This is a genomic window from Mycetocola sp. Y444, assembly GCF_059445295.1.
In genome coordinates this window covers 397,936-419,963 of sequence record NZ_JCAIUB010000001.1, presented here as the reverse complement: position 1 = coordinate 419,963, position 22,028 = coordinate 397,936, and the positions used below count along the sequence as shown (strand labels likewise).

The window sequence follows — 22,028 nt, the reverse complement described above, 5'->3', positions numbered from 1 at the left end:
GACGCGCACCGACCGGCAGGTTTATGGTGAGTGCGTGAGCGCACAGGCGAGCCAGGCAGAGGTGCTGGCGATCGACGGACGCGAGGTGCATGTTTCGCATCCCGACAAGATGGTTTTTCCCGAGCCAGGTATCAGCAAACTCGAGCTCGTGAAGTACTACCTGGCGGTCGCCGACGGGGCGCTTCGCGGGGTTGCCGGGCGGCCCATGATTCTCAAACGATTCGTGAAGGGCATCGACCAGGAGGCGTTCTTCCAAAAGCGCGCACCGGAGAAACGTCCCGAGTGGATCGAAACCGCCACCCTGCAGTACGCATCGGGCAATTCCGCCGAAGAGGTTGTCGTTCGGGATGCCGCTGCACTCGCCTGGGTGGTGAACCTCGGCTGCATCGACCTCAACCCGCACCCGGTTCGCGCCGAAGATCTTGATCACCCCGACGAACTGCGGGTGGACCTTGACCCCATGCCCGGGGTGGACTGGCGACAGATCGTCGACGTTGCGATGATCGCCAGGGAGGTGCTCAGCGACTACAGTCTCGTTGGCTGGCCGAAGACATCCGGTTCCCGCGGCATCCATATCTACGCCCGCATCGAACCGCGGTGGGACTACCGCCAGGTACGGCTCGCGGCTGAAACCCTGGCGCGCGAGGTCGAGCGACGGGCGCCGGGACTCGCAACCGCGAAGTGGTGGAAGGAAGAGCGTGGCGAGAGCGTCTTCGTCGATTTCAACCAGAACGCGAAGGACCGCACGGTCGCATCGGCGTACTCGGTCCGGGCTCTGCCGGACGCCCGCGTATCGACACCGCTGGACTGGGACGAAGTGCCCGGATGCCGCCCGGAGGATTTCACGGTGCGCTCGGTACTGAAGCGGTTCGCAGACCGTGGCGACGCGGCATCCGGAATCGATGACGCCGCCGGCAGTCTCGACGGCCTGCTCGCCCTGGCCAAAGAATTGGGTCCGGCCGAGAAACCACCGAGAGCGTCGGACGGATCGGGCCGGCGCACCTCAACGATGCCCCTCGTGGAGGTTGCCCGTGCCAAGACGAAGCCGGAGGCCCTGGAGGGACTCGAACGGTGGAAGTCGCGGCATCCCGACGTCGTCAAGCTCCTCGAACCGGCCGATGTTCTCGTCGACGGGATGCGGGGCTCGAGTTCGCTCTGGTATCGGATCCGCGTGAACCTGCAGCATGTGCCTGAGGGCGCACGCCCGGAACAGGCAGAACTCGAGGTCGATTACGACCCGTGGGCGGAAAAGAATGAGACCGGTGCGAGCTAGTTGGGCCGGGCAGCTCTCCCGACCGATTCGCGTGACATTGTCCCGTTGTGCCGCGGCGTTTCGAGCACGTGGCCATGGCTGACGCACAGCTGATCGCTCAGCTCGTGGGAGAGCGGGACCACGTTCTCCGGGCCGTCAGCGGCCTGACCGAGGATGAGATGCATCGCTCGGTTGTTCCCTCAGGCTGGACGATCACCCGACTTCTCAATCACCTCACTTTCGACGATGAGATGTTCTGGATATCGGCGGTACTGGGTGGCGACCGGCGAGCCATTGAGGATTTGCACGACGGCTGGGCGTCCGATCCAATGACCGGCGCAAAGGCGATCGACATCTATAAACGGCAGATCGCTCGAAGCGACGAGGTCCTCGCACGCGTCGACCTGGATGCCCCTCCGGCGTGGACACCGCCGACCAGCGTCTTCGATGCTCCGGGGATGCCGGATGGTCGCGCGGTGGTATTCCGCGTGCTCAACGAGACGTCAGTGCACGCCGGTCACCTCGACATCGTGCGCGAACTCATCGACGGGCACCAGAACCTCGTATTTCCGTAGCTCGACGTCAGCTCGTCACCGGCGACATTTATGCGTCGACACGGATGCCTGTGGCCGTCAGTTGCTCTCGCGCGGCGGGTTGTGCATGAACTCGATCCGGATGCCGTTGTCGTCCTCGAGAAACGAGGCGTAGTAGCGGTCGGTGAACCGGGGGTATTCGTTCGGGTCCCGCACGACCGTCCATCCGGCATCCGTCGCGATCCGATGCATTCGGTCAACGTCCCCGCGTGAGTCGACGGCGAATGCCAGGTGCTGCCAGCCGACCCGCCCGTGGCGGTGCGGCCCCGTACCGGGATCCCGAGCCGGCATCAGAATGAACTCCGTCTCGCCGTCGGCGTACCACGACACAGATTCGTCAGCGTCGGTCCGGGTAAAACCGAGCGCCGACAGGATGGGATCGAACTGCGTCACCGCACGAGGCACGTCGTCAACGGTGACGCCGAGATGATCGAAAACGGGCATCTCGCTGCTCAGGCCCCGACGTTCTCGCGGGCGTCGCGCCCCTGCAACATCGTAGGCAATCCGTCGACCTGCGCCAGAACGAGCTGACGATCGCCGAGTGCGACACGCAGGTGGTAGTCGATGTCTCCGCGGACCTCGGCAGAGACCTCACCTTGTGCTGCTGAAGCGACCGCAGCGTTGGCTCGGTTTCTCAGGTCGATGAGCATCGGCTTACTCTGCATTTCCCGGTCGACCCAGTGCGGACGATCAAACACCTGCCCCATCTGCACGGTGCCGTCATTGAGGTAGGAGGCCGCGTACACGACCCCAGCACCGAGGGCGGCCTGCGCGCCAAGGTCTCCGTCCAGCTTGGTCTCGAAGTATGCACGAATTTCCCGCTGGAGATAGTCCACAACCGGTTGGACGGCATCCACATCAGCGTCGCTTACCGCGGCGTTTTCACTCGAGCGCCGCAGCGCATCACCAACGAGGTCGAGCCGGGACGTCAGCTCTTCCCTCAGCTGGGAATCAATTTCCCTGCCTTCACTGACCGCGATGGCATTGTGAAAAACCATCAGGCGCTGGAGGTTGGCGAACATCAGGACGAGAGCATTGAAGCGGTGTTCCTCTGGTGTCATGGCGCAAACATACCGAACGCATCAGGTGTTCGAAAATCGCCAGGGCCACACGCTATCGGACGCCTTTCCTCGCTACGCGACCTCCGCGGGCCGCGGCACCCAGTGAGCCCGGCCGTCCCACGCGCCGTGCTCGGACAGCGGCCGAAAACGCAGCGTCGTAAATTCGTGGTGGAAGTTCCGACGGTCACGTTCGGTCATCGCCTCAGCATGGCGGCGCGCACCTTCACCATCCTCGCGGCCGAACACCATCCCCGTCATCGCTCGGGCGCTGGTCCAGATCGAGAACGTTGAAACCGTCCGCGGCAAACGGATGCCCGCCAGCGCGAGAGTCACTTCGGGATGGTCCCGGACCTGACGCTCCACCGGGCGGCCCCAGTGGATGAATCGTGCCAACTCGGGCAGCCGCATCCGGGCCAGGGTCACGGCGACGACCGGCTCATCGAGGCTCGCTCGTTCCGTCATCTCCGGCAGCCCGTCCAGCTCGCGAATCTGACCCCATCGACGCAGGAACTCAAGCCTGACGTGCCAGCCCTTGTCCAACTGCCGGCCAAATGGGTGCCCGGCGAGAAAGTCGACGAGTGCCGCCTCGTCCTCCCACTCGGCGAAAACAGCTATTCGCTGCAATTGCATCCGGCGCGGGGAAACCACTGCGGCCCCCAACTGCATGCCGGCGAGCACTTCGATGTGACGAAGGCCGTTGGCCTTGGGTGCCCGCAGCAGCACTCGGACTGCAGCGAGCGGCGGCATGTGCGCGAGGTGGAACGAGTGAAAGCTCATGCGGTCGGCACATCCATCTGGCTCGTCATGCTTCGAAAGCCTAGGTGGTCAGGCGAAAAAATGGGGGTTGGGCGCGAAAGGGGATCTTCGGGTAGTGCAGGAGCTATCGCGGGACGACTCGATCCATGAGGCGGGCAGGCAGGAACCGCGCCATTGGCAGTGTGAAGGCAGCATCCGGGCCAAGGCTGTATCGGGTGCGAGGACGCGTGGTGGTGGTGATCTTCGTCATCTTCTTCGCGGCCTGGTCGGCCGTAATCGCCCGCTGCAGGAACGAGGACTGAAAGCTCACGGTCGAAGAGATCAAGCGACCATAGAGGCGTGTGTGCTCCATGTTCATCCCCTCAGCGAGTTTGAGAGAGAGCGGCCCGCTCTTGGCAGCCATCGGGGTCTTCACGCCGCCGGACTGGACGATCACGACCTGGATGCCCTGCGAACCCACTTCCCGGCGCAGGGCATCGCTGGCGGACTCAAACGCGGCCTTGGAGCCGGCATACGCGCCGTAGATGGGCAGAGTGGCCTCCGCGCCTACAGAACTGATGTTCACCACGCGGCCCCGACTGTGCCGCAGCGCGGGCAGCAACGCCTGGATAACCCGGATGTGTCCGAAGAGGTTGACCTCAAACTGCTCCCGCCACAGGTCGAGTGGGAGAACCTCGATTGGAGCGTTGATCTCGATCCCGGCGTTGTTAATCAGCGCACGCATCAGTCGCCCCGGAGGATCGAGGGCGATTCGGGCGGCGAGCGCGTCGACGTGTTCGGCAACGGTGATGTCCAGCATCACAGGCTCGATACGCTCAGCCCGGATCGCGTCAGCGTCTTCGTCTCGCCTGACCCCGGCGAGGACGTGGTAACCACGAGAAGCGAGCTCGCGGGCGGTGGCAGCCCCGATCCCTGTCGAGGCACCGGAGACGACGATCAGCTCCTCTGCCGTCGTGGTCACCACACTGCACCGTCCTGAACAGTCATGGACCCCAATGTAGGCACCGACTACTAATGTTGTCAATGCCTACGGCCCCCGGTTATCGTGGTCCCATGAGCGAGCAGACAGAACAGCGCCGGTACCATCACGGAGGGCTGCACGCAGCCCTCCTCGAGGCTGCCGAGCGCAGCATGCGCGAACGAGGCGCTGAGCAGCTCTCCCTGCGCGATCTCGCCCGGGAGGTGGGAGTGAGCCACGGCGCCCCGCGGCGGCACTTCCCGGAGCGCCAGGATCTGCTCGATGCGCTGGCAGAGTTAGGATTCCGTCGTCTCGGCGAGGCCATCCGCCACGCCGTCGCGGACGGGGACGCGGACTTCGCCTCCCGGGTAGGGCGCGCGACCTCAGCGTTCGCGAACTTCGCGACGGAGAACCCGGCTCTCCTGGAACTGATGAATGCGACAAAGCACCAGCCGGAGAAGGCAGGGGTCCGACTCTCCGCGGAGAGAGCCTTCGAACCCATCGTCGACCTGATTCACGAAGGCCAGGACAGTGGCATCCTTCAGGCTGGTCCCCACGAAAAGATCGGAATCGTTCTTTATGCCACGATCAACGGTCTCGCTACCCTCGTCAACAGCGGGCTCGTTGACGAGGAACAACTGGACGAGCTGACCGAGGCGGCGGTGAATCAGTTCCTCAAGGGAAACTCCCCATAGGACCATGGGGCAGGACGGAGCCCCGATCAATGCTCGTGCTTTTCTCGTCGCTGACGTACCACCACCGGCTGGGTAGGCGACATGCATGTGGATTCGAACGGTCACTCTGCAGTCGGCCGGACATTGCGCCGGGGCTGGAGCAGATTGGCCCGGACTCGACGGCCGCAAAGAATGACTGGACCGACAGTCAGCGCCACGGAGGCCCTGGTCAGGGAACGGACGCCCACCGCTGTTCGTGTTTGCGCTCGAAACCGTCGAGGAGGATGTCGAGCGCAAACACGAACTCCTCATCCTCGTCGCAGCCCTCCCCCGCGTGCGGCGCGGTCGTCGCCATGCGAACGATCGCCGGATAGGCGACCGCGAACTCGGCCATCGCCTGAGCCCGCTCGTCAGGGTCCTCCGGGACGCTCGGGGTGGGCAACACATCGCGTGTGATCCCCCACATCCTCGTACTCAGGGCGTGCATCGCATGGTGCACGAGGTCGGCGGACAATCCGCCCTCGAACATGATCTCCATGAGGGAGTCCATGTAGGCGAGGATGGTGGGACTGGCGCTGGTCCGCGTCTCGATCGCCGCCTGGGCCCACGGGTGCGCGGACAGGACGTTCCGTGCCGAACGGATGCGGGCGCGCAACGCGAGTTTCCAGGTCAGACCGGGGGCGGGCACCTCGATACTCGCCACGAGGCGGTCCAGCATGCCGTCGATCAACTCCTCGCGGCTTGCGACGTGCTTGTACAGCGCCATCGCGGTGACCCCCAGCGAGTCCGCGAGGCGGCGCATGCTCGTGGACTCAAGGCCCACCTCGTCCGCAACGGCGACGGCGCCGTCGAGTACGCGCGTGCGGTCCAGAGGAGGCCGTGAACGGGTTGTTGACACGTATACAGCGTATACGTAAACTGATGCCGCGTCGGTATACGGCGTACACCGACGACGATCGGCATGCCATGACGACTCACCCGCGCACCTACGCCCGCACCGCTGGCATCCTCTACCTGATCACCCATGTCACGTCGGTGACCGCGGTCGCCGCGTACTCGGCCGACGCCCTCGCTCTGGGCGTGGCACTCGAGCTCATCCTCGCCGCAGGATGCCTCGGCACCGGCCTGTTGCTGTGGCTACTGCTGCGCGATGTGGGGCCCATGCGTGCCGCCACCTTCGCGGGGCTCCGCGCTCTCGAAGCCACCGTCATCTCTGCGGGCACCCTGCCGATGCTGGCGCTGCTGTGGACCGCGGCGAGCGCGCCGCAGGCGCAGGCGTTCATCGCTATGCACACCGCGGCGTTCCTCGTCGGGCAGGGGCTCGTCATCAGCGTAAACACCCTCATCCTGGGCTGGCTACTTCTGGACGCGCGCGTCGTGCCTCGCGCACTGGCGGTGCTCGGTCTCGTCGGTGGCACCGCCGTGCTTGCGAGCAACACGGCACAGCTGTTCGGAGCCATCCCGCAGGGAGGCACGATCGCCGGCCTGTGCGCCCTACCGGTCTTCGCGTTCGAGATCTGGTTCGCGGTCCACCTCATCGCGGTGGGACTACGGTCGCGAGTCGCGGCACCCGCGGTTGAAGCACCTGCCGCACCGTAACTCCCGGCCCGCTTAGCCGCGTTCGATACGGCGGAGCGCTAATCCTTCTCGCGGGGCGTCATAGCATCCGTCGACAGTCACACGTTGAAGCGGAACTCCACCGGGTTACGTTACCGAGCAACCTCTACCAGCGATGCCCACCAGTTGTGTCCCGACGTCGTGAGGTCGCTGCCTGACAAACTAGATTCCATGACAGCAGACCTCAAGCGATGGGAATCCTCCGTCGCCGATCTCTGGGCCAGATTCGACTCCCTCAGCCGTCATGAAGGGGTCAAGGCCATGCGGGAGTTGGCTGACGCGTGCCCAGCGCACGACGGCCGGAGCGCATTCGAGCTCGCGAGCATGTACGACTCGATGGGATTCGAAGCTGAGGCAGGCGCGGAGTATGAGCGCGCGCTCGAACTCACCCTCGATGAAGCTCGGCACGCTCAACTCGCGGTGCAGTATGGATCGACTCTGCGCAACCTCGGCCGACTCGATGAAGCCATCGCCGTCTTGAGCGCCGCCCCGACCCACGAATCGACAGGGTCGGCACCTCGTGTCGTGCTGGCCTTGGCGCTTCATAGCGCGGGCCGCAAAGATGAGGCGCTCCGGGTAGCCATCGAGGCGCAAATCGAGGCACTGCCTCAATATCAGCGCTCGATGCGTAACTATGCCGCCGCACTAACTGAGCCAGCGACTCCAGACGACCCGATTACACGTTGAAGCGGAACTCCACAACGTCGCCATCGGCCATGACGTAGTCCTTGCCCTCCATGCGGGCCTTACCTTTGGCACGAGCCTCGGCAACAGAGCCGGCGGCAACGAGGTCATCGAACGAGATGACCTCGGCCTTGATGAAGCCACGCTCGAAGTCGGTGTGAATGACACCCGCTGCCTGCGGTGCCTTCGCGCCCTTGGGGATGGTCCACGCACGGGACTCTTTCGGGCCCGCCGTGAGATAGGTCTGCAGTCCGAGGGTGTCGAAACCGATGCGCGCGAGCTGGTTCAGACCCGACTCGGTCTGTCCGGTCGACGCGAGCAACTCTGCAGCATCTTCAGGGTCGAGGTCAATGAGTTCAGACTCCAGCTTGGCGTCAAGGAAGATCGCCTTGGCGGGAGCCACCAGTGCGGCGAGCTCGTCGAGCTTCGCCTGGTCCTGCAGCACGGCTTCGTCGACGTTGAACACGTAGATGAACGGCTTGGACGTGAGGAGACCGAGCTCCTTGATCGGCTCGAGGTCGAGACCTGAGCTCGACAGCGGCTTGCCGGTGTCGAGGTATTCCCTGGCGGCCTTCGCTGTGGTCAGCACGATCGGGTCAAGCTTCTTGCCCTTGACCTCTTTCTCGAACCGCGACTGCGCCTTTTCGAGCGTCTCGAGGTCGGCGAGGATGAGTTCGGTGTTGATGGTCTCCATGTCACCAGCGGGGTTCACCGCGCCGTCGACGTGCACCACGTCTTCATCGGAGAACGCGCGAATGACCTGCGCGATGGCATCCGCTTCTCGGATGTTGGCGAGGAACTTGTTGCCGAGCCCCTCCCCCTCGCTCGCGCCGCGAACGATGCCGGCGATGTCGACGAACGACACGGCTGCGGGCAGGATGCGCTCACTGCCGAAGATCTCGGCGAGCACGTTGAGGCGGGAGTCGGGCAGGTTCACCACTCCGATGTTCGGCTCGATCGTGGCAAACGGGTAGTTTGCCGCGAGAACCGCGTTCTTGGTGAGAGCGTTGAAAAGGGTTGACTTGCCGACGTTAGGGAGACCGACGATACCGATAGTTAGAGCCACGAGGGTCTATCGTACCGGGCCAGCCTCCGAGGCTCCTGCGTTGGCATCCGTTGCCGGTTCCTGGATGCGACGAATGGAGCGAGCGGGACGGCTCGTCAGCCACACCCCGCCGATGACGAGGGCACCGCCGAGCACCTGAACGAACGTGATCGGCGTGCCCATCGCGAGCGCCATCAGCGCGGTGAACACCGGCATGAGGTTGAGGTAGACCCCGGCCCTGCCCGCGCCGATTTTCTTGACCGAGATGTTCCACAGCATGAGACTCAGCACCGACGGGAACACCCCGATGTACAACACACCCCACCAGCCGGCACCGTCGAGCGCGATCGGTCCGCCCACAGTGAGCGCGATCGGGACAAGGGCGATTGCGGCCATCACCGATTGGAGAGCTGCGGATGTCACTGGTGCGGTTGTCAGCGTCCGCCCCAGGATCGTATATGCGGTCCACACAGCCACAGCGCCGAGCATGTACAGCCCGCCGATGTTGTACTCGGTGGTGAACACCTCGAGAAGGTTGCCGTGGGTGAGAATCAGCAGCACACCGAGCAGGGAGGTGACCAGTCCGAGGATGCTTGCGCCGCGCATCCGTTCGCGAACGAGCAGCGCGGCGACGACCGCAATCAGTACCGGGTTGGTCGCGCCGACGAGGGCGGCGTTGAGCGCGGTGGTGTGTGAGAGCGCTTCGTAGCTGAACAGGCAGAAGGCGACGAGGCCGAGGGCGGCTTGCAGGAGGTGCATCGGCCATTCCCGGAGCGCGGCACGCCAGCTGGGTTTCTCGATCAGGATCGCGAACACGATCAGGAGCGGTGCGGCGATCGCCCAGCGGATCGCGGTGAGTTGCAGGGGGCTGATGCCGTCGGCGAGCAGATGGCCGACAACGTAGTTGCCCGACCAGAACAGGTTCGCGAGCACGAGGAACAGATACACGCGCCACGAAGCCATTCTCCGATCGTATCGACAATCCGGCTGGCGTCCCCGGCCATGTCGGCGGCCGCTGTCACACTGAAGCCATGGACCCTCTCGCGACCCTTCTGCTCGGAGTTTTACTGGGCGCGGTACTCGGCGCGCTTGCCACGCTGGTTGTCGTCCGCCGCCGCAGGCCAGGGGCAACGATTGACCCGGTGACCGAGGCGCGGCATGAGTCCGAACTGGCCCGTGTGCACGCGTCAGAGGCCGAGCGCCACGCCCAGCTTGCCGAGTTGCTGGCCCGTGCTGAGACGCGCGCGACTGCGCTGCAGGAGCGGATCGACGCCCAGCGCGAGCAATACCAGGATCTCGTGGAGCGACACCGTCGTGAGCGTGAAGAGGATGCCGAGCGGGCACGCACCGAGAGCAGGGTGCTGCAGGCACTCGCACCGGTGCGCGAGAGCCTCCAGGAGATGCAGCACAAGGTCACCGAACTCGAGGCGCAGCGCAGCAGGCAGCACGGCGAGCTGGCGCAACAGTTGCGGAGCGCCACGGAGTCCGAGGAGCGGCTCCGTTCGACGGCCGAGTCGCTGGCATCCGCTCTCAACAACAACTCGACCCGCGGGGTCTGGGGCGAAACCCAGCTGCGCAGTGTGGTCGAGGCAGCGGGTTTGCTTGAGCGCGTCGACTTCGACGTGCAATCGAGCATCACGTCCGACAGCGGAGCCGGCCGGCCCGACATGGTCGTCTACCTTCCCGGCGGCAAGAGCATCGCCGTCGATGCGAAGGTCCCCTTCAGCTCATATATCGAGGCGAGCGCAATCCCGCTGACGGCATCCGAGCCCGAACTCGCGCGTCGCGCCACACTGATGCGGGCGCACGTGAAGGCGGTGCGCGACCACATCGTCACCCTCGGCAGCAAGACGTACTGGAACGGACTCGACGCGAGCCCCGAGATGGTCATCGCGTTCATCCCGAGCGAGTCGCTCGTGTCGAGTGCGCTCGAGGCCGACCCCACGATCATGGAGTTTGCGTTCAGCAAGCGAGTGGCGCTCTCCTCCCCCGTGACGCTGTGGTCGGTGCTGAAGACCGTTGCCTTCAGCTGGCAGCAGGATGTCGTCTCGCAAGAGGCGAAGACGCTGTTCGATCTCAGCCGCGAACTGTACGGTCGGCTCGCGACGATGGCCGGGCACATCGACAAGCTCGGGCGGTCGGTGAAGGCGACGGTGAACGACTACAACCGGTTCGTCGGCTCGCTTGAGCGCCAGGTGCTGCCGTCGGCGCGCAAGCTGAACGTGCTCGACGAGTCGAAGACCATCCCGCCGCTCGCCGAGGTGGAAGACGCGGCGCGCGACCTCAGTGCGTTCGAGCTGCTTGGCGAGCTCGAGCAGGGCAGGATCACGCAAGACATCCGTGACCGGGCGGCCGGGGCGCCGCTCACTGAGGCGCCCGACCGCCAGTAGCCGCGGCGGATCTTCGTTGCCGCACCGCGGCATCCGTTCGTATGCCACAGAATGTGGCACAACCCCCCGGAATGTTCATCCGTCGCGGATGCCGACTCCCGCACCACAACCCCAACACTCGTGACGGACGAAATGCCGCGCCAAACGCGGAGCCGCGCTCATCCGCCGCGGATGCCGACCTCCACACCACAACCCCAACATTCGTGACGGACGAGAACCCGCACCAAACGCGGAGCCGCGCTCATCCGTCGCAGATGCCGGCTTCCGCGCCACAACCCGAACATTCAGGACGGACGAGATCCGTCGCCGACCGCGCACCGCGTTCATCCGTCGAGGATGCCGGCTTCCACACCACAACCCGAACATTCGTGACGGACGAGAACCGTCGCCGACCGCGCACCGCGTTCATCCGTCGAGGATGCCGACTTCCACACCACAACCCCAACATTCGTGACGGACGAACGCCCGCACCGACCGCGCTCATCCGTCGCGGACGCCGACCTCAGCACCACAACCCCAACATTCGTGACGGACGAACGCCCGCACCGACCGCGCACCGCGCTCATCCGTCGCGGAAGCCGTCTTCCGCACCACAACCCCCACATTCGTGACGGACGAACGCCCGCACCAAACACGCACCGCCTTCATCCGTCGCGAATGCCGACCTCAGCACCACAACCCCAACACTCGTGACGGACGAGAACCCGCACCAAACGCGCACCGCGCTCATCCGCCGTCGCGCCCGCAGCATCCGTTCGTTTGCCGCAAAACGCGGTTGCCCGCCCCGGGGCAACCGCGTTTCGTGAGCAATGAAGCGGATCGCGCGCGTTCAGAGCGCGTCGCGCAGAAGGGTTACTCCTCCTCGAGCCACTTCGCGGCGAGGTGGTCGGCGGTGATCCGCCGGATCGTGCCCGACTTCGACCGCAGCACCACGCTGTGGGTCCGGATGATCGGTCCCAGCCGTCGAACGCCCTCGACGAGGCCACCATCGGTGACTCCCGTAGCAACGAAGAACGTGTTGTCGCTGTTCACGAGCTCGTGCGCTTCGTAGACGTAGTCCATCTTCAGGCCGGCGTCGATGCCCTTCTGGCGTTCGACGTCGTCCTTCGGCGCCATGACCCCCTGGATCAGCCCGCCGAGCGCGCGTACCGCGCACGCCGTGACGATGCCTTCAGGGCTCCCGCCGATACCGACACACATGTCGATACGGGTCTCATAGCGCGCAGCGTTGATGCCGCCGGCGACATCGCCGTCGAGCATCAGTCTGGTTCCGGCACCCGCCGCGCGGATCTCGTCGATGAGCTGTGCGTGGCGCGGCCGGTCGAGCACGGCAACCGTCATGTCACCGACGTCCTTGCCCTTCGCTTTGGCGAGCGCGCGCAGGTTCTCACCGATCGGCTGACGGATGTCGACGACACCGATTCCTTCTGGTCCTGTGACGATCTTGTCCATGTAGAACACGCTTGACGCGTCGAGCATGGTGCCCCGGTCAGAAACCGCGATGACCGACAGTGCGTTCTGTCGACCGGCAGCGGTCAGGCTCGTACCGTCGATGGGATCAACGGCGATGTCGCAGGCAGGCCCCTGGCCGTTACCGACGTGTTCTCCGTTGAAGAGCATCGGGGCTTCATCTTTTTCGCCCTCTCCGATGACGACGACACCGTCGAAGTTCACGGTGCCGAGGAACGCGCGCATGGCGTCAACGGCGGCCCCGTCTGCGGCGAGTTTGTCGCCACGGCCGATATACGGCACGGCACGGATGGCCGCAGCCTCGGTCGCGCGAACCAGCTCGAGGGCGAGGTTCCTGTCGGGGTGGTGGAAGAGAGGGGCGGTGTCTGTCTCGGTCACATTGGTCCTTTATCGAAAACGACGGTGGTTGCGATGGCGGGCTCGCTGTGTGCCCTTCCACCCTAACCGGGAGGACTGGTATCGGCGCGGTACTGGGGCACAGCCGCGCAAATGTGCAGCGCTGCGCGCCCCCGAGTGCGCTGCTCGGACAGAAGTGGCTGTGGCCGTCTTTGCTCGGCCTCAAAACGGCGGTAAGTCGTCGCGTTTGGCGACCGTTTTTGGCCGAGCAGCGCGGCGAAAGCCCTCGACGACAGCCCGGATCTGCCGCGACCCCCGCACCCTCAGTAAGCTAGCAACGAAGACAACCCCTCTCTCAAGGAGCAGTTATGCCCGTCGCAACCCCAGAGCAGTACGCCGAGATGCTCGACACCGCCAAGGCGAAAGGCTTCGCCTTTCCCGCGTTCAACGTGTCCAGCTCGCAGACCATCAACGCCGTACTGCAGGGCCTGACCGAGGCCGGCTCTGACGGCATCATCCAGGTCACCACAGGTGGAGCCGACTATTTCGCCGGCCACACGGTCAAGAACCGCGCCGCCGGCGCCATCGCTTTTGCGAAGTTCGCCACGGAGGTGGCGAAGAACTACCCCATCACCGTTGCCCTGCACACCGACCACTGCCCGAAGGACGCACTCGACGGATTCGTCCTGCCGCTCATCGAGGCATCCGAGGAAGAAGTGAAGGCGGGCAACAACCCCCTCTTCCAGTCGCACATGTGGGACGGCTCGGCAGTTCCGCTCACCGAGAACCTCGAGATCGCCAAGGACATGATCAAGCGCACCCGCGCGATCAACGCCATCCTCGAGGTCGAGATCGGAGTCGTCGGCGGTGAAGAAGACGGCGTCAGCCACGACATCAACGAACACCTCTACACGACACTCGACGACGCCATCGCGACCGTTGAAGCGCTCGGCCTCGGCGACAAGGGCCGCTACATGGCCGCCCTCACCTTCGGCAACGTGCACGGCGTCTACAAGCCAGGCAACGTGAAGCTCAAGCCGGAACTCCTCAAGGAGATCCAGGACGGCATCGCCGCGAAGTACGGCACCGCCGCCAAGCCGCTCGACCTCGTCTTCCACGGTGGATCCGGATCGACGGATGCCGAAATCGCGGAAGCCGTCGCCAACGGTGTCGTCAAGATGAACATCGACACCGACACCCAGTACGCGTTCACCCGCTCGATCGCTGACTACATGTTCAAGAACTACGACGGCGTCCTCAAGATTGACGGCGAAGTGGGCAACAAGAAGCTCTACGACCCGCGCGCCTGGGGCAAGGTCGCCGAAAGCGGCATGGCTGCACGCGTGGTCGAGGCCACCCGCCAGCTCGGTTCAGCCGGACACGCGATCCGCTAGACAGTGCAGTAAACAGATAACGCTGTTAACTGACGGATGCCCCGACCACCTGGTCGGGGCATCCGTCAGTTAACGACGAACGTGCGTCAGCCGGCGGCACTCATCTGGTTGACGTACTCCATGAATGCCGGGTCGGCGCTCATCGCCACAGCGATCGCAGCGATAACGACGATGTTCGCGATCACTCCAGCGACGAGAGGGATCCACCACGCGAGCTTTCCGCGGCGGAGGGTGCGCACTGACAGCCAGAGCGCGAGTCCCCAGACAATGACCTGGGTGATGAGCGCACCCCAGCCGAGGGAAAACGCGAGGTCATCCGTGGTGAAGTCGCCAATCCCCAGTTGAGTGAAGGCCGGGCCGATGGCCGCCGGCAGGTTCATCAGCGCCGGCAGGGTCATGAAAGCGGTAATCAGGCCGAGGCCGAGCAGCGCGATTGTCGCGAACCTGTCACCAGCGGACGGTACAACCCGTCCGCCTTCCTTGAGTCGGGTATCGTCTCGTCCGGCACCACGGGAGGCGGCGTCCGGGGACCCGGCGTTGTGACGGGACGTGTCCTGACGCTGCGCGCCCTGAACCGTGATGTGGCTTGAGGGAGACACCTGCGACTGGACGGGGACCGACTCGACGTCGTCGAGCGGCACCTTGATCGCGTTCCTCTGCGCCTCAGGTGTCGCGTACTCGCCGAACTGCGGCCGTGGCCGTTCGTTGTCGCTCATCAGCGCCGTCCTCCGAGCGCGCGCTCTTCGCGTGCACCCTTCAGGTTCGTTCGAAGCTCCTTCGGCAGCGAGAACATGAGGTCCTCCTCAGCCGTCTTCACTTCTTCAACATCGCGGTAACCGGCACCCGACAGGTCAGCGAGCACCTCGTCGACGAGTACCTCGGGAACGGACGCACCGCTCGTAACACCGACGGTTTCGACTCCGTCGAGCCATTCCTGCCGGATCTCGCTGGCGTAGTCGACGCGGTATGCCGCCTTCGCGCCGTACTCGAGAGCAACCTCGACGAGCCGCACCGAGTTCGATGAGTTGGCTGAACCGACGACGATCACGAGGTCGGCGTTCTCGGCGACTTTCTTGATCGCGACCTGGCGGTTCTGTGTCGCATAGCAAATGTCGTCGCTGGGCGGATCCTGCAGGTTCGGGAACCGGGCACGAAGGCGGCGGACCGTCTCCATGGTCTCGTCGACGCTCAGCGTGGTCTGTGACAGCCAGACAACCCTGTCGGGGTCACGCACCTGGACGGTGTCTGCCTCATCGGGGCTGCCGACGAGGGTCGTGTGCTCGGGTGCCTCACCCGCTGTACCCTCGACTTCCTCATGGCCTTCGTGGCCGATGAGCAGAATCTCGAAATCGTCGCGGGCGAACCGGACGGCTTCCCTGTGCACCTTCGTCACGAGCGGGCAGGTGGCGTCAATGGCTTTGAGGCCGCGGTCGGCCGCCGCGTTCACGACGGCAGGTGAGACGCCGTGCGCGCTGAAGACGATGTGGGCTCCAGCGGGTACTTCGTCCACTTCCTCGACGAAGATCGCGCCCTGCTCCTCGAGCGTCGACACAACGTGGACGTTGTGGACGATCTGCTTGCGGACGTAGACCGGAGCGCCGTAGTGCTCGATCGCCTTCTCGACAGCGATGACAGCCCGGTCGACACCGGCGCAGTAGCCGCGTGGAGCAGCGAGCAACACCCTCTTGTGTCCGACGACCGGGGTATCCTTGAGCCTCGAACGCACGCCGGGGATCCTCGGCATGGGCAGGCTGACAGTTACGTTACTCACGTAACGATTCTAGGCCGCTCGCACTGTGCAGAGGCTGGATGAGGCTGAGGAGCGAATAGATGGCGACGGAACCGGCGACGGCAGAGAAACCGTGGCCGGTGGGGCTTCTCAGCTCCAAGATCCGTGACTACATCGACAGGCTCGGCACTGTCTGGGTCGAGGGCGAGATTTCCCAGTGGGGAATCTCGGGCGGAAACATCTATGGCAAGCTCAAAGACGTCGACGGTGACGCGACGGTGAGCTTCACCGTCTGGTCGTCGGTGCGCGCCAAGCTGCCCGACGATCTGAAACACGGCGACCGCGTCATCGCACTGATCAAGCCCAACTACTGGATCAAGGGCGGCAGCCTCACGATGCAGGTCTTCCAGATGAAGCACGTTGGGCTCGGCGACATGCTCGAACGCCTGGAGCGGCTTCGACGACAACTGGCGAGCGAGGGGCTCTTCGACGCCGGCCGCAAGAAGCGCCTTCCCTTCCTGCCCCACTGCATCGGACTCATCACGGGCAAGGACTCCGACGCCGAGAAAGACGTCATCCGCAACGCGCAGCTGCGCTGGCCTGCCGTCGACTTTCGGGTGGTCCACGCCGCCGTCCAGGGGGATCGCACCGTGCCAGAGGTGGTCTCGGCGTTGAAGACGCTCGATGCCGACCCGAGGGTCGACGTCATCATCGTGGCTCGCGGCGGCGGGGACTTCCAGAACCTCCTCGGCTTCAGCGACGAACGCGTCGTCCGCGCCGCAGCCGCCTGCTCCACTCCGATCGTGAGCGCCATCGGCCACGAGGCCGACCGTCCCCTGTTCGACGACGTCGCCGACCTGAGGGCATCGACCCCAACGGATGCCGCCAAGCGCGTGGTCCCCGACGTCACCGAAGAGTTGTCCAGGGTCCAGCAGGCCCGCACCCGCCTCACGATGCGGCTGACCGGGTTCCTCAGCAACGAAACCGCGAGGGTGGACGCCATCCGCTCACGTCCGGCGCTGTCGTCATCGTCGTGGATCATCGACGCCCGCGCGCAGGAACTCACCAGGTACGTGGCGCGGGGCACCGAGCTCATCGAGCGCGCCCTCGACCACGAATCGCGGACGACAGCCGAACTCAAGGCGCACCTCAAGGCGTTGTCCCCGCAGCGCACCCTCGATCGTGGCTACGCGATCGCCCAGGACCCCGACGGCCATGTCATACGATCGGCGGCCGACGCACCGACCGGAACCAGGTTCACCCTCACCCTCGCCGACGGAGCCATCGCCGCGTCGAGCGAAGGCGCCCTCGAATCGGGCACTCCAGCCCGCGGTTAGGATGGACTCATGCCAGAAAACCCCGAGGTTTCCAGCCTCAGCTATGAGCAGGCGCGCGACGAACTGATGCGCGTCGTCGCCGAACTCGAACAGGGTTCATCGACCCTCGAGCAGTCCCTCGCCCTCTGGGAGCGCGGCGAAGCTCTCGCCCAGCGCTGCGAAGACTGGCTGATTGGCGCCAAGGCGCGCCTCGACGCAGCACGGGCTGCCGCAAGCACTGCGGGGCACCCCTCAGAATGAGTCGCCAGCGTCCCCCTCGGGTCGTCGCCGAACTCGGCAGACCCGAAACCCCTGAGGAAACCGCAGCACGCAAAGCGGAGAACTCCCGCAAGTACCGCGGTGCCAAGACGGTCAACAATCTCGTCTATTCGCTTCTCGTCACGGTCGGCCTTGTCGTCGTCATTGTGCTCGCCGTCCCACGGTCCGACACTCCCGTGTACGAGAGCGTCGACTACAACGCGGTCGCCGAGGAAGCTCAGAACTCATATCCCCAGCCGCTCGCAAATCCCGACCTGCCCGATTCCTGGACGTCAAACCGCGCTGACGTCGGCAAGACCGACGGGGTGCGCAGCTGGAATATCGGGCTGATCTCACCGTCGGACCAGTTCATCGGGATCACCCAGGGCTTTGACGCCAACGAAACCTGGGTCGCCCAACAGCTCAAACAGTCCCTCGCGTCCTCGACAGAGTCGATCGCTGGCATCGAGTGGACCGTTTACGACAACCGCGACGACACCGACGGATACGGCAACGTGCATTACGCACTGACCACCGTCGCGGGCGACAGCACCTTCCTCATCTTCGGCACGGGATCGGACGCTGAGTTCCGGGCCGTCGCTGAAGCCATCTCCGGTGATGTCACCGCCAACCTCGAGTCAGGAGACCGCTGATGCCCACAACGCGACCTACGAAAGCCTGGGAAGTCATGATGCGCGGCAACGCGCGCTTCGTTGCCGGTGAGCCGCTGCATCCGCGCCAGGACGTCGAACGCCGCGAGTCCCTCGCGCACGCACAGACGCCGGACGTCGTGCTCTTCGGCTGCTCCGACTCGCGCCTGGCGGCAGAGATCATCTTCGACAAGGGCCTCGGTGACCTCTTCGTCGTGCGCAACGCCGGACAGGTCATCTCTGACTCGGTCGTCGGCTCCATCGAGTACGCCGTCGGCGTGCTCGGTGTTCCGCTCATCGTGGTCCTCGGACACGACGAGTGCGGTGCCGTTCGCGCCGCCATCGACTCGATCGCGTCGGACGCCCCGCCGCTCCCCCACCACATCTACAACCTGATTCGCCAGATCGTCCCCGCTGTCAAGCGCGTCACCGGCGGCAACGGAGTGAACCCCGCCGAGGTCGACGCGAGTGAAGTAGGCCGCGAACACCTCAGGGACACAGTTGCCGAGCTGCTCGAGCGCTCTGAGATGATTAGTGACGCGGTCGCCAGCGGCGTTCTCGGCATCGTCGGCGCAAATTACAAACTGCTCGAGGGCACTGCCGTTCCCGACATCATCATCGGCAACATCTCAACCACCGACATCGACGCAAAGTAGCGTCACAACCACGAGGAGACTGACCGTGTCAGATACAACCGAGTACCGCATCGAACACGACACGATGGGTGAGGTTCGCGTACCTCGATCTGCACTGTACGGTGCGCAGACCCAGCGTGCCGTCGAGAACTTCCCGATCTCCGGCTCCGGCCTTGAGTCGGCCCAGATCGCGGCCCTCGCCCGGATCAAGAAGGCGGCTGCTGCAGCGAACGCACGACTCGGCGTGCTCGATGCCGCCATCGCGGATGCCATCGGCAGCGCGGCTGACGAGGTCATCGCCGGCACCCACGACGACCAGTTCCCGATCGACGTCTACCAGACGGGCTCCGGCACCTCGTCGAACATGAACATGAACGAGGTCCTCGCGAGCCTCGCCTCAACCCGACTCGGATCGCCGGTTCACCCCAACGACCACGTGAACTGCTCGCAGTCGTCGAACGACGTCTTCCCGACCTCGGTGCACATCGCCGTCACGAGCGCTCTCATCGATGACCTCATCCCCGCGCTTGACCACCTCGCCGTTGCCCTCGAAGCGAAGGCCGAGCTGTGGAAGAGCGCCGTCAAATCCGGCCGCACGCACCTCATGGACGCGACGCCGGTCACGCTCGGCCAGGAGTTCGGCGGGTACGCCCGTCAGATCCGGCTCGGCATCGAGCGCATCCGCACCGCGCTCCCCCGGGTCGCTGAAGTGCCCCTCGGCGGCACTGCGGTCGGCACGGGAATCAACACACCGGCCGGCTTCCCGCAGCTCGTCATCCAGTTGCTCGTCGATGACACCGAACTGCCGATCACCGAGGCAGCCGACCACTTCGAAGCGCAGGCGAACCGCGACGGCCTCGTCGAGGCATCCGGTGCCCTCCGCACCATCGCCGTGAGTATCACCAAGATCTGCAATGACCTGCGCTGGATGGGCTCAGGCCCCAACACCGGTCTCGGCGAACTCAACATTCCCGACCTCCAGCCGGGCTCATCGATCATGCCTGGCAAGGTCAACCCGGTGATCCCCGAGGCTGTGCTCATGGTCGCATCGCGGGTCATCGGAAACGACGCAACCATCGCGTGGAGCGGCGCATCGGGCTCGTTCGAGCTCAACGTGCAGATCCCCGTGATGGGAACCGCGCTGCTCGAGTCGATTCGCCTCCTCACCAACGCGAGCCGTGTGCTCGCCGACAAGACCATCGACGGTCTCGAGGCGAACATCGAGCGGGCCGCGGAACTCGCGGGAATGTCGCCGTCGATCGTCACGCCGCTGAACAAGATCATCGGCTACGAAAAGGCCGCGAAGATCGCCAAGTACTCCGTCGCCGAGGGCGTCACCGTACGCGAGGCCGTCGTCGCGCTCGGCTTTGTCGAGCGTGGAGACATCACCGAGGAGCAGCTGGACTCAGCCCTCGACCTCCTGTCGATGACCCACCCGGGCTAGTTCCGAGAACAGAAAAGCCGGCCGGAGGGATCCCCTCTCGGCCGGCTTTTCTGTTGATGCGGCTGGTTGTGCGCGGCTGGCCGCGCCCGCTACCAGCGGTCGTGGATGGCCGCGCGGAAGTCAGCGTCGTAGATGGAGCGGACCGCGTCGAGGTACTCCTGCGGCAGCGGTCCGGTCGTGCCTGCCTTCGCGTTCGAGGTCGCCTGGGCAATTGACCTGGCACCGGGAATCACCGTCGAAACACCGTCCTGCTGCGTGACCCACGCGATTGCCGCCTGTGCGGGCGTCAACCCTTCGGGGACGAACGCCGACAGCTCGGTCGCGGCGCGCACGCCGGTGGCGAAGTCGACTCCGGAGAACGTCTCGCCAACATCGAACGCACTGCCGTCGCGGTTGTAGTTGCGGTGGTCGCTCTCGGCGAACTGGGTTTCTGCCGTGTACCTCCCGCTCAGCAGGCCAGAGGCCAGCGGCACACGCGCGATGATGCCCACACCGGCCTCGCGAGCCGCCGGAAGAACGCGGTCAAGCGGCTTGAGACGGAAGGCGTTGAAAATGATTTGAACGGATGCCGTCCCGGGGCGAGCAATCGCTGTGAGGGCTTCATCGGTGGTTTCAACACTCACGCCGTAGTTGGCAATGACGCCGTCCTCGACGAGCGTGTCGAGAGCGTCGTACACGGCGTCGGTCGAGAGAACAACCGACGGCGGGCAGTGCAGCTGCACGAGATCGAGCCGGTCGACACCGAGGTTCTTGCGGGAACGGTCCGTCCACTCGCGGAACTTCGCCACCGTGAAGTTGGCGGGGGCCTGTTCCTCGCGCCTGCCCATCTTGGTGGCGACCGTGACGTCGACACCGGGGTTCGCCGCGAGGAACCGGCCGATGACCGTCTCACTCCTGCCGTCGCCGTAGACGTCGGCAGTGTCGAAGAACGTCACTCCCGCCTCAACGGATGCGTCCAGCACGGCGAGCGCGTCGGCCTCCGACACCTCGCCCCAGTCGGATCCGAGTTGCCAGGTACCGAGGCCGACGATCGAGACGGGGCGGCCGGTTCGTCCGAGAATGCGTTGTTCCATTCCCCCAGACTAGGTGCACGGGCAACAACACGTCTGGGGTTGACTACCCGCCGCTTGGTTCGGCCACAAGCCCGAAAGCGACGACAGCCAGCCAGAACCCCGCGAGGAGAAAAGGCCCGAACGCCAGTCGCATGTGCCCTCTCGGTCTGGCCCGTCCCGGCACCATCAGGGCGATGACCCCGCCGATCGAACCGAACAGGAACGCGCTCACGAGTCCGCCGACCGCCCACTCAGCACCGAGGCCGCCGAGACACAGGCCGATGACGCCACCGAGTTTCACGTCGCCCATCCCCATCCCACCGGCAATCGAGAGCAGGAGGAGGAACCCGAACGCCCCGGCGCCCGAGGCGAGCGCGGGCAACGGCCCCGCTCCTCCGGTCGCCCACTCCGCTGCGACCGCCAGCAGGACCACCGGGTACAGCGGGAGCACGATCCGGTTGGGCAATCGATGCTCGGCGATATCGATTCGCACCAGCTCCCCTGTGACGACGGCGAGCGCCAGCACACCGAGAGAGAGCGGGCGGATGCCGACAGCCAGCACCGTGAGCAGCGCAAGGAGGACGGCGACGGGCGCACGCGCCGCCCACTCGCGCACCGGCGACCGGAGGCCCCGGATCCTGGCCAGACTCATGGCGCAACGCTAGCCGGGCTGCGGCATCCCCCTGCGGGTTATCCACAGCCCGGCTGCCGGGG

At 65.1% G+C, this 22,028-nt stretch carries 24 protein-coding genes; 12 read left to right on the top strand and 12 right to left on the bottom strand.

Annotated elements, in window-relative coordinates:
- Nucleotides 1-34: 34 nt before the first annotated feature.
- Nucleotides 35-1,273 carry a non-homologous end-joining DNA ligase gene (gene ligD, locus AC1C2M_RS01990; protein WP_495435073.1) on the top strand — a complete coding sequence of 413 codons (1,239 nt, stop codon included), beginning with the start codon at nt 35-37 and terminating at the stop codon, nt 1,271-1,273.
- Nucleotides 1,274-1,347: 74 nt separating this feature from the next.
- The gene (locus AC1C2M_RS01985; protein WP_495435072.1) at nt 1,348-1,827 is read left to right on the top strand and encodes a mycothiol transferase; all 480 of its coding nucleotides are present in this window, start codon (nt 1,348-1,350) and stop codon (nt 1,825-1,827) included.
- Nucleotides 1,828-1,884: 57 nt separating this feature from the next.
- Here AC1C2M_RS01985 and AC1C2M_RS01980 read toward each other — a convergent pair whose 3' ends face one another.
- The 4 genes from AC1C2M_RS01980 to AC1C2M_RS01965 all read right to left on the bottom strand — a co-directional run bounded on the left by AC1C2M_RS01980 (nt 1,885) and on the right by AC1C2M_RS01965 (nt 4,623).
- Nucleotides 1,885-2,289, bottom strand: coding sequence for a VOC family protein (locus AC1C2M_RS01980; RefSeq protein ID WP_495435071.1), 405 nt, complete (start codon nt 2,287-2,289; stop codon nt 1,885-1,887).
- A gap of 8 nt (nt 2,290-2,297) precedes the next feature.
- A complete protein-coding gene (locus tag AC1C2M_RS01975) occupies nt 2,298-2,906 on the bottom strand; it encodes a hypothetical protein (protein WP_495435070.1) in 609 nt (202 codons plus the stop codon).
- A 72-nt stretch (nt 2,907-2,978) separates the two neighbouring features.
- A complete protein-coding gene (locus AC1C2M_RS01970) occupies nt 2,979-3,653 on the bottom strand; it encodes a hypothetical protein (RefSeq protein WP_495435068.1) in 675 nt (224 codons plus the stop codon).
- A 133-nt stretch (nt 3,654-3,786) separates the two neighbouring features.
- Entirely contained in the window at nt 3,787-4,623 is an 837-nt protein-coding gene (locus AC1C2M_RS01965) for an SDR family NAD(P)-dependent oxidoreductase (protein WP_495435067.1), read from the bottom strand.
- Between the two features lie 92 nt (nt 4,624-4,715).
- On the opposite strand from AC1C2M_RS01965, the gene AC1C2M_RS01960 reads away from it, so the two are divergent.
- Entirely contained in the window at nt 4,716-5,315 is a 600-nt protein-coding gene (locus tag AC1C2M_RS01960; protein WP_495435066.1) for a TetR/AcrR family transcriptional regulator, read from the top strand.
- A gap of 208 nt (nt 5,316-5,523) precedes the next feature.
- Here AC1C2M_RS01960 and AC1C2M_RS01955 read toward each other — a convergent pair whose 3' ends face one another.
- Entirely contained in the window at nt 5,524-6,192 is a 669-nt protein-coding gene (locus AC1C2M_RS01955; RefSeq protein WP_495435065.1) for a TetR/AcrR family transcriptional regulator C-terminal domain-containing protein, read from the bottom strand.
- Nucleotides 6,193-6,215: 23 nt separating this feature from the next.
- Between AC1C2M_RS01955 and AC1C2M_RS01950 the strand changes: the two genes are divergently transcribed.
- Nucleotides 6,216-6,893, top strand: a complete 678-nt coding sequence (locus AC1C2M_RS01950; protein ID WP_495435064.1) for a DUF4386 domain-containing protein — start codon at nt 6,216-6,218, stop codon at nt 6,891-6,893.
- Nucleotides 6,894-7,082: 189 nt separating this feature from the next.
- Entirely contained in the window at nt 7,083-7,598 is a 516-nt protein-coding gene (locus AC1C2M_RS01945; RefSeq protein WP_495435063.1) for a tetratricopeptide repeat protein, read from the top strand.
- Here AC1C2M_RS01945 and ychF read toward each other — a convergent pair.
- Nucleotides 7,588-8,661 carry a redox-regulated ATPase YchF gene (ychF, locus tag AC1C2M_RS01940; RefSeq protein WP_495435062.1) on the bottom strand — a complete coding sequence of 358 codons (1,074 nt, stop codon included), beginning with the start codon at nt 8,659-8,661 and terminating at the stop codon, nt 7,588-7,590. The genes AC1C2M_RS01945 and ychF overlap by 11 nt on opposite strands.
- A gap of 6 nt (nt 8,662-8,667) precedes the next feature.
- Entirely contained in the window at nt 8,668-9,603 is a 936-nt protein-coding gene (locus tag AC1C2M_RS01935) for a DMT family transporter (RefSeq protein WP_495435060.1), read from the bottom strand.
- 68 nt (nt 9,604-9,671) lie between these two features.
- Here AC1C2M_RS01935 and AC1C2M_RS01930 point away from each other — a divergent pair, with 68 nt between their 5' ends.
- On the top strand, nt 9,672-11,030 hold the full coding sequence (locus AC1C2M_RS01930) for a DNA recombination protein RmuC (protein ID WP_495435059.1): 1,359 nt from the start codon (nt 9,672-9,674) through the stop codon (nt 11,028-11,030).
- An 852-nt stretch (nt 11,031-11,882) separates the two neighbouring features.
- On the opposite strand, the gene glpX is transcribed toward AC1C2M_RS01930, so the two are convergent.
- Entirely contained in the window at nt 11,883-12,878 is a 996-nt protein-coding gene (glpX, locus tag AC1C2M_RS01925; protein WP_495435058.1) for a class II fructose-bisphosphatase, read from the bottom strand.
- Nucleotides 12,879-13,204: 326 nt separating this feature from the next.
- Between glpX and fbaA the strand changes: the two genes are divergently transcribed.
- Nucleotides 13,205-14,230: a class II fructose-bisphosphate aldolase gene (fbaA, locus tag AC1C2M_RS01920; protein WP_483404631.1), complete on the top strand. Its 1,026-nt coding sequence runs from the start codon at nt 13,205-13,207 to the stop codon at nt 14,228-14,230.
- An 86-nt stretch (nt 14,231-14,316) separates the two neighbouring features.
- Here fbaA and AC1C2M_RS01915 read toward each other — a convergent pair whose 3' ends face one another.
- Nucleotides 14,317-14,946: a DUF6264 family protein gene (locus AC1C2M_RS01915; RefSeq protein WP_495435057.1), complete on the bottom strand. Its 630-nt coding sequence runs from the start codon at nt 14,944-14,946 to the stop codon at nt 14,317-14,319.
- Entirely contained in the window at nt 14,946-15,974 is a 1,029-nt protein-coding gene (locus AC1C2M_RS01910; protein ID WP_483404977.1) for a 4-hydroxy-3-methylbut-2-enyl diphosphate reductase, read from the bottom strand. The genes AC1C2M_RS01915 and AC1C2M_RS01910 overlap by 1 nt, the downstream gene beginning before the upstream one ends.
- 86 nt (nt 15,975-16,060) lie before the next feature.
- Between AC1C2M_RS01910 and xseA the strand changes: the two genes are divergently transcribed.
- From xseA to AC1C2M_RS01885, 5 genes are read left to right on the top strand one after another with little or no spacing between them, the layout of a single operon-like run.
- Nucleotides 16,061-17,296, top strand: coding sequence for an exodeoxyribonuclease VII large subunit (xseA, locus tag AC1C2M_RS01905; RefSeq protein ID WP_495435056.1), 1,236 nt, complete (start codon nt 16,061-16,063; stop codon nt 17,294-17,296).
- Nucleotides 17,297-17,305: 9 nt separating this feature from the next.
- Entirely contained in the window at nt 17,306-17,536 is a 231-nt protein-coding gene (locus tag AC1C2M_RS01900; RefSeq protein WP_108391523.1) for an exodeoxyribonuclease VII small subunit, read from the top strand.
- A complete protein-coding gene (locus AC1C2M_RS01895; protein WP_495435055.1) occupies nt 17,533-18,186 on the top strand; it encodes a DUF4245 domain-containing protein in 654 nt (217 codons plus the stop codon). The genes AC1C2M_RS01900 and AC1C2M_RS01895 overlap by 4 nt, the downstream gene beginning before the upstream one ends.
- Nucleotides 18,186-18,839: a carbonic anhydrase gene (locus AC1C2M_RS01890; RefSeq protein WP_483404636.1), complete on the top strand. Its 654-nt coding sequence runs from the start codon at nt 18,186-18,188 to the stop codon at nt 18,837-18,839. Before AC1C2M_RS01895 ends, AC1C2M_RS01890 begins: the two co-directional genes overlap by 1 nt.
- Before the next feature lie 25 nt (nt 18,840-18,864).
- On the top strand, nt 18,865-20,262 hold the full coding sequence (locus AC1C2M_RS01885; protein WP_495435054.1) for a class II fumarate hydratase: 1,398 nt from the start codon (nt 18,865-18,867) through the stop codon (nt 20,260-20,262).
- An 89-nt stretch (nt 20,263-20,351) separates the two neighbouring features.
- Here the strand turns inward: AC1C2M_RS01885 and AC1C2M_RS01880 are convergent, their stop codons facing one another.
- Entirely contained in the window at nt 20,352-21,335 is a 984-nt protein-coding gene (locus AC1C2M_RS01880) for an aldo/keto reductase (protein ID WP_495435053.1), read from the bottom strand.
- A gap of 43 nt (nt 21,336-21,378) precedes the next feature.
- The gene (locus tag AC1C2M_RS01875) at nt 21,379-21,966 is read right to left on the bottom strand and encodes a prepilin peptidase (RefSeq protein WP_495435052.1); all 588 of its coding nucleotides are present in this window, start codon (nt 21,964-21,966) and stop codon (nt 21,379-21,381) included.
- Nucleotides 21,967-22,028 lie beyond the last annotated feature (62 nt).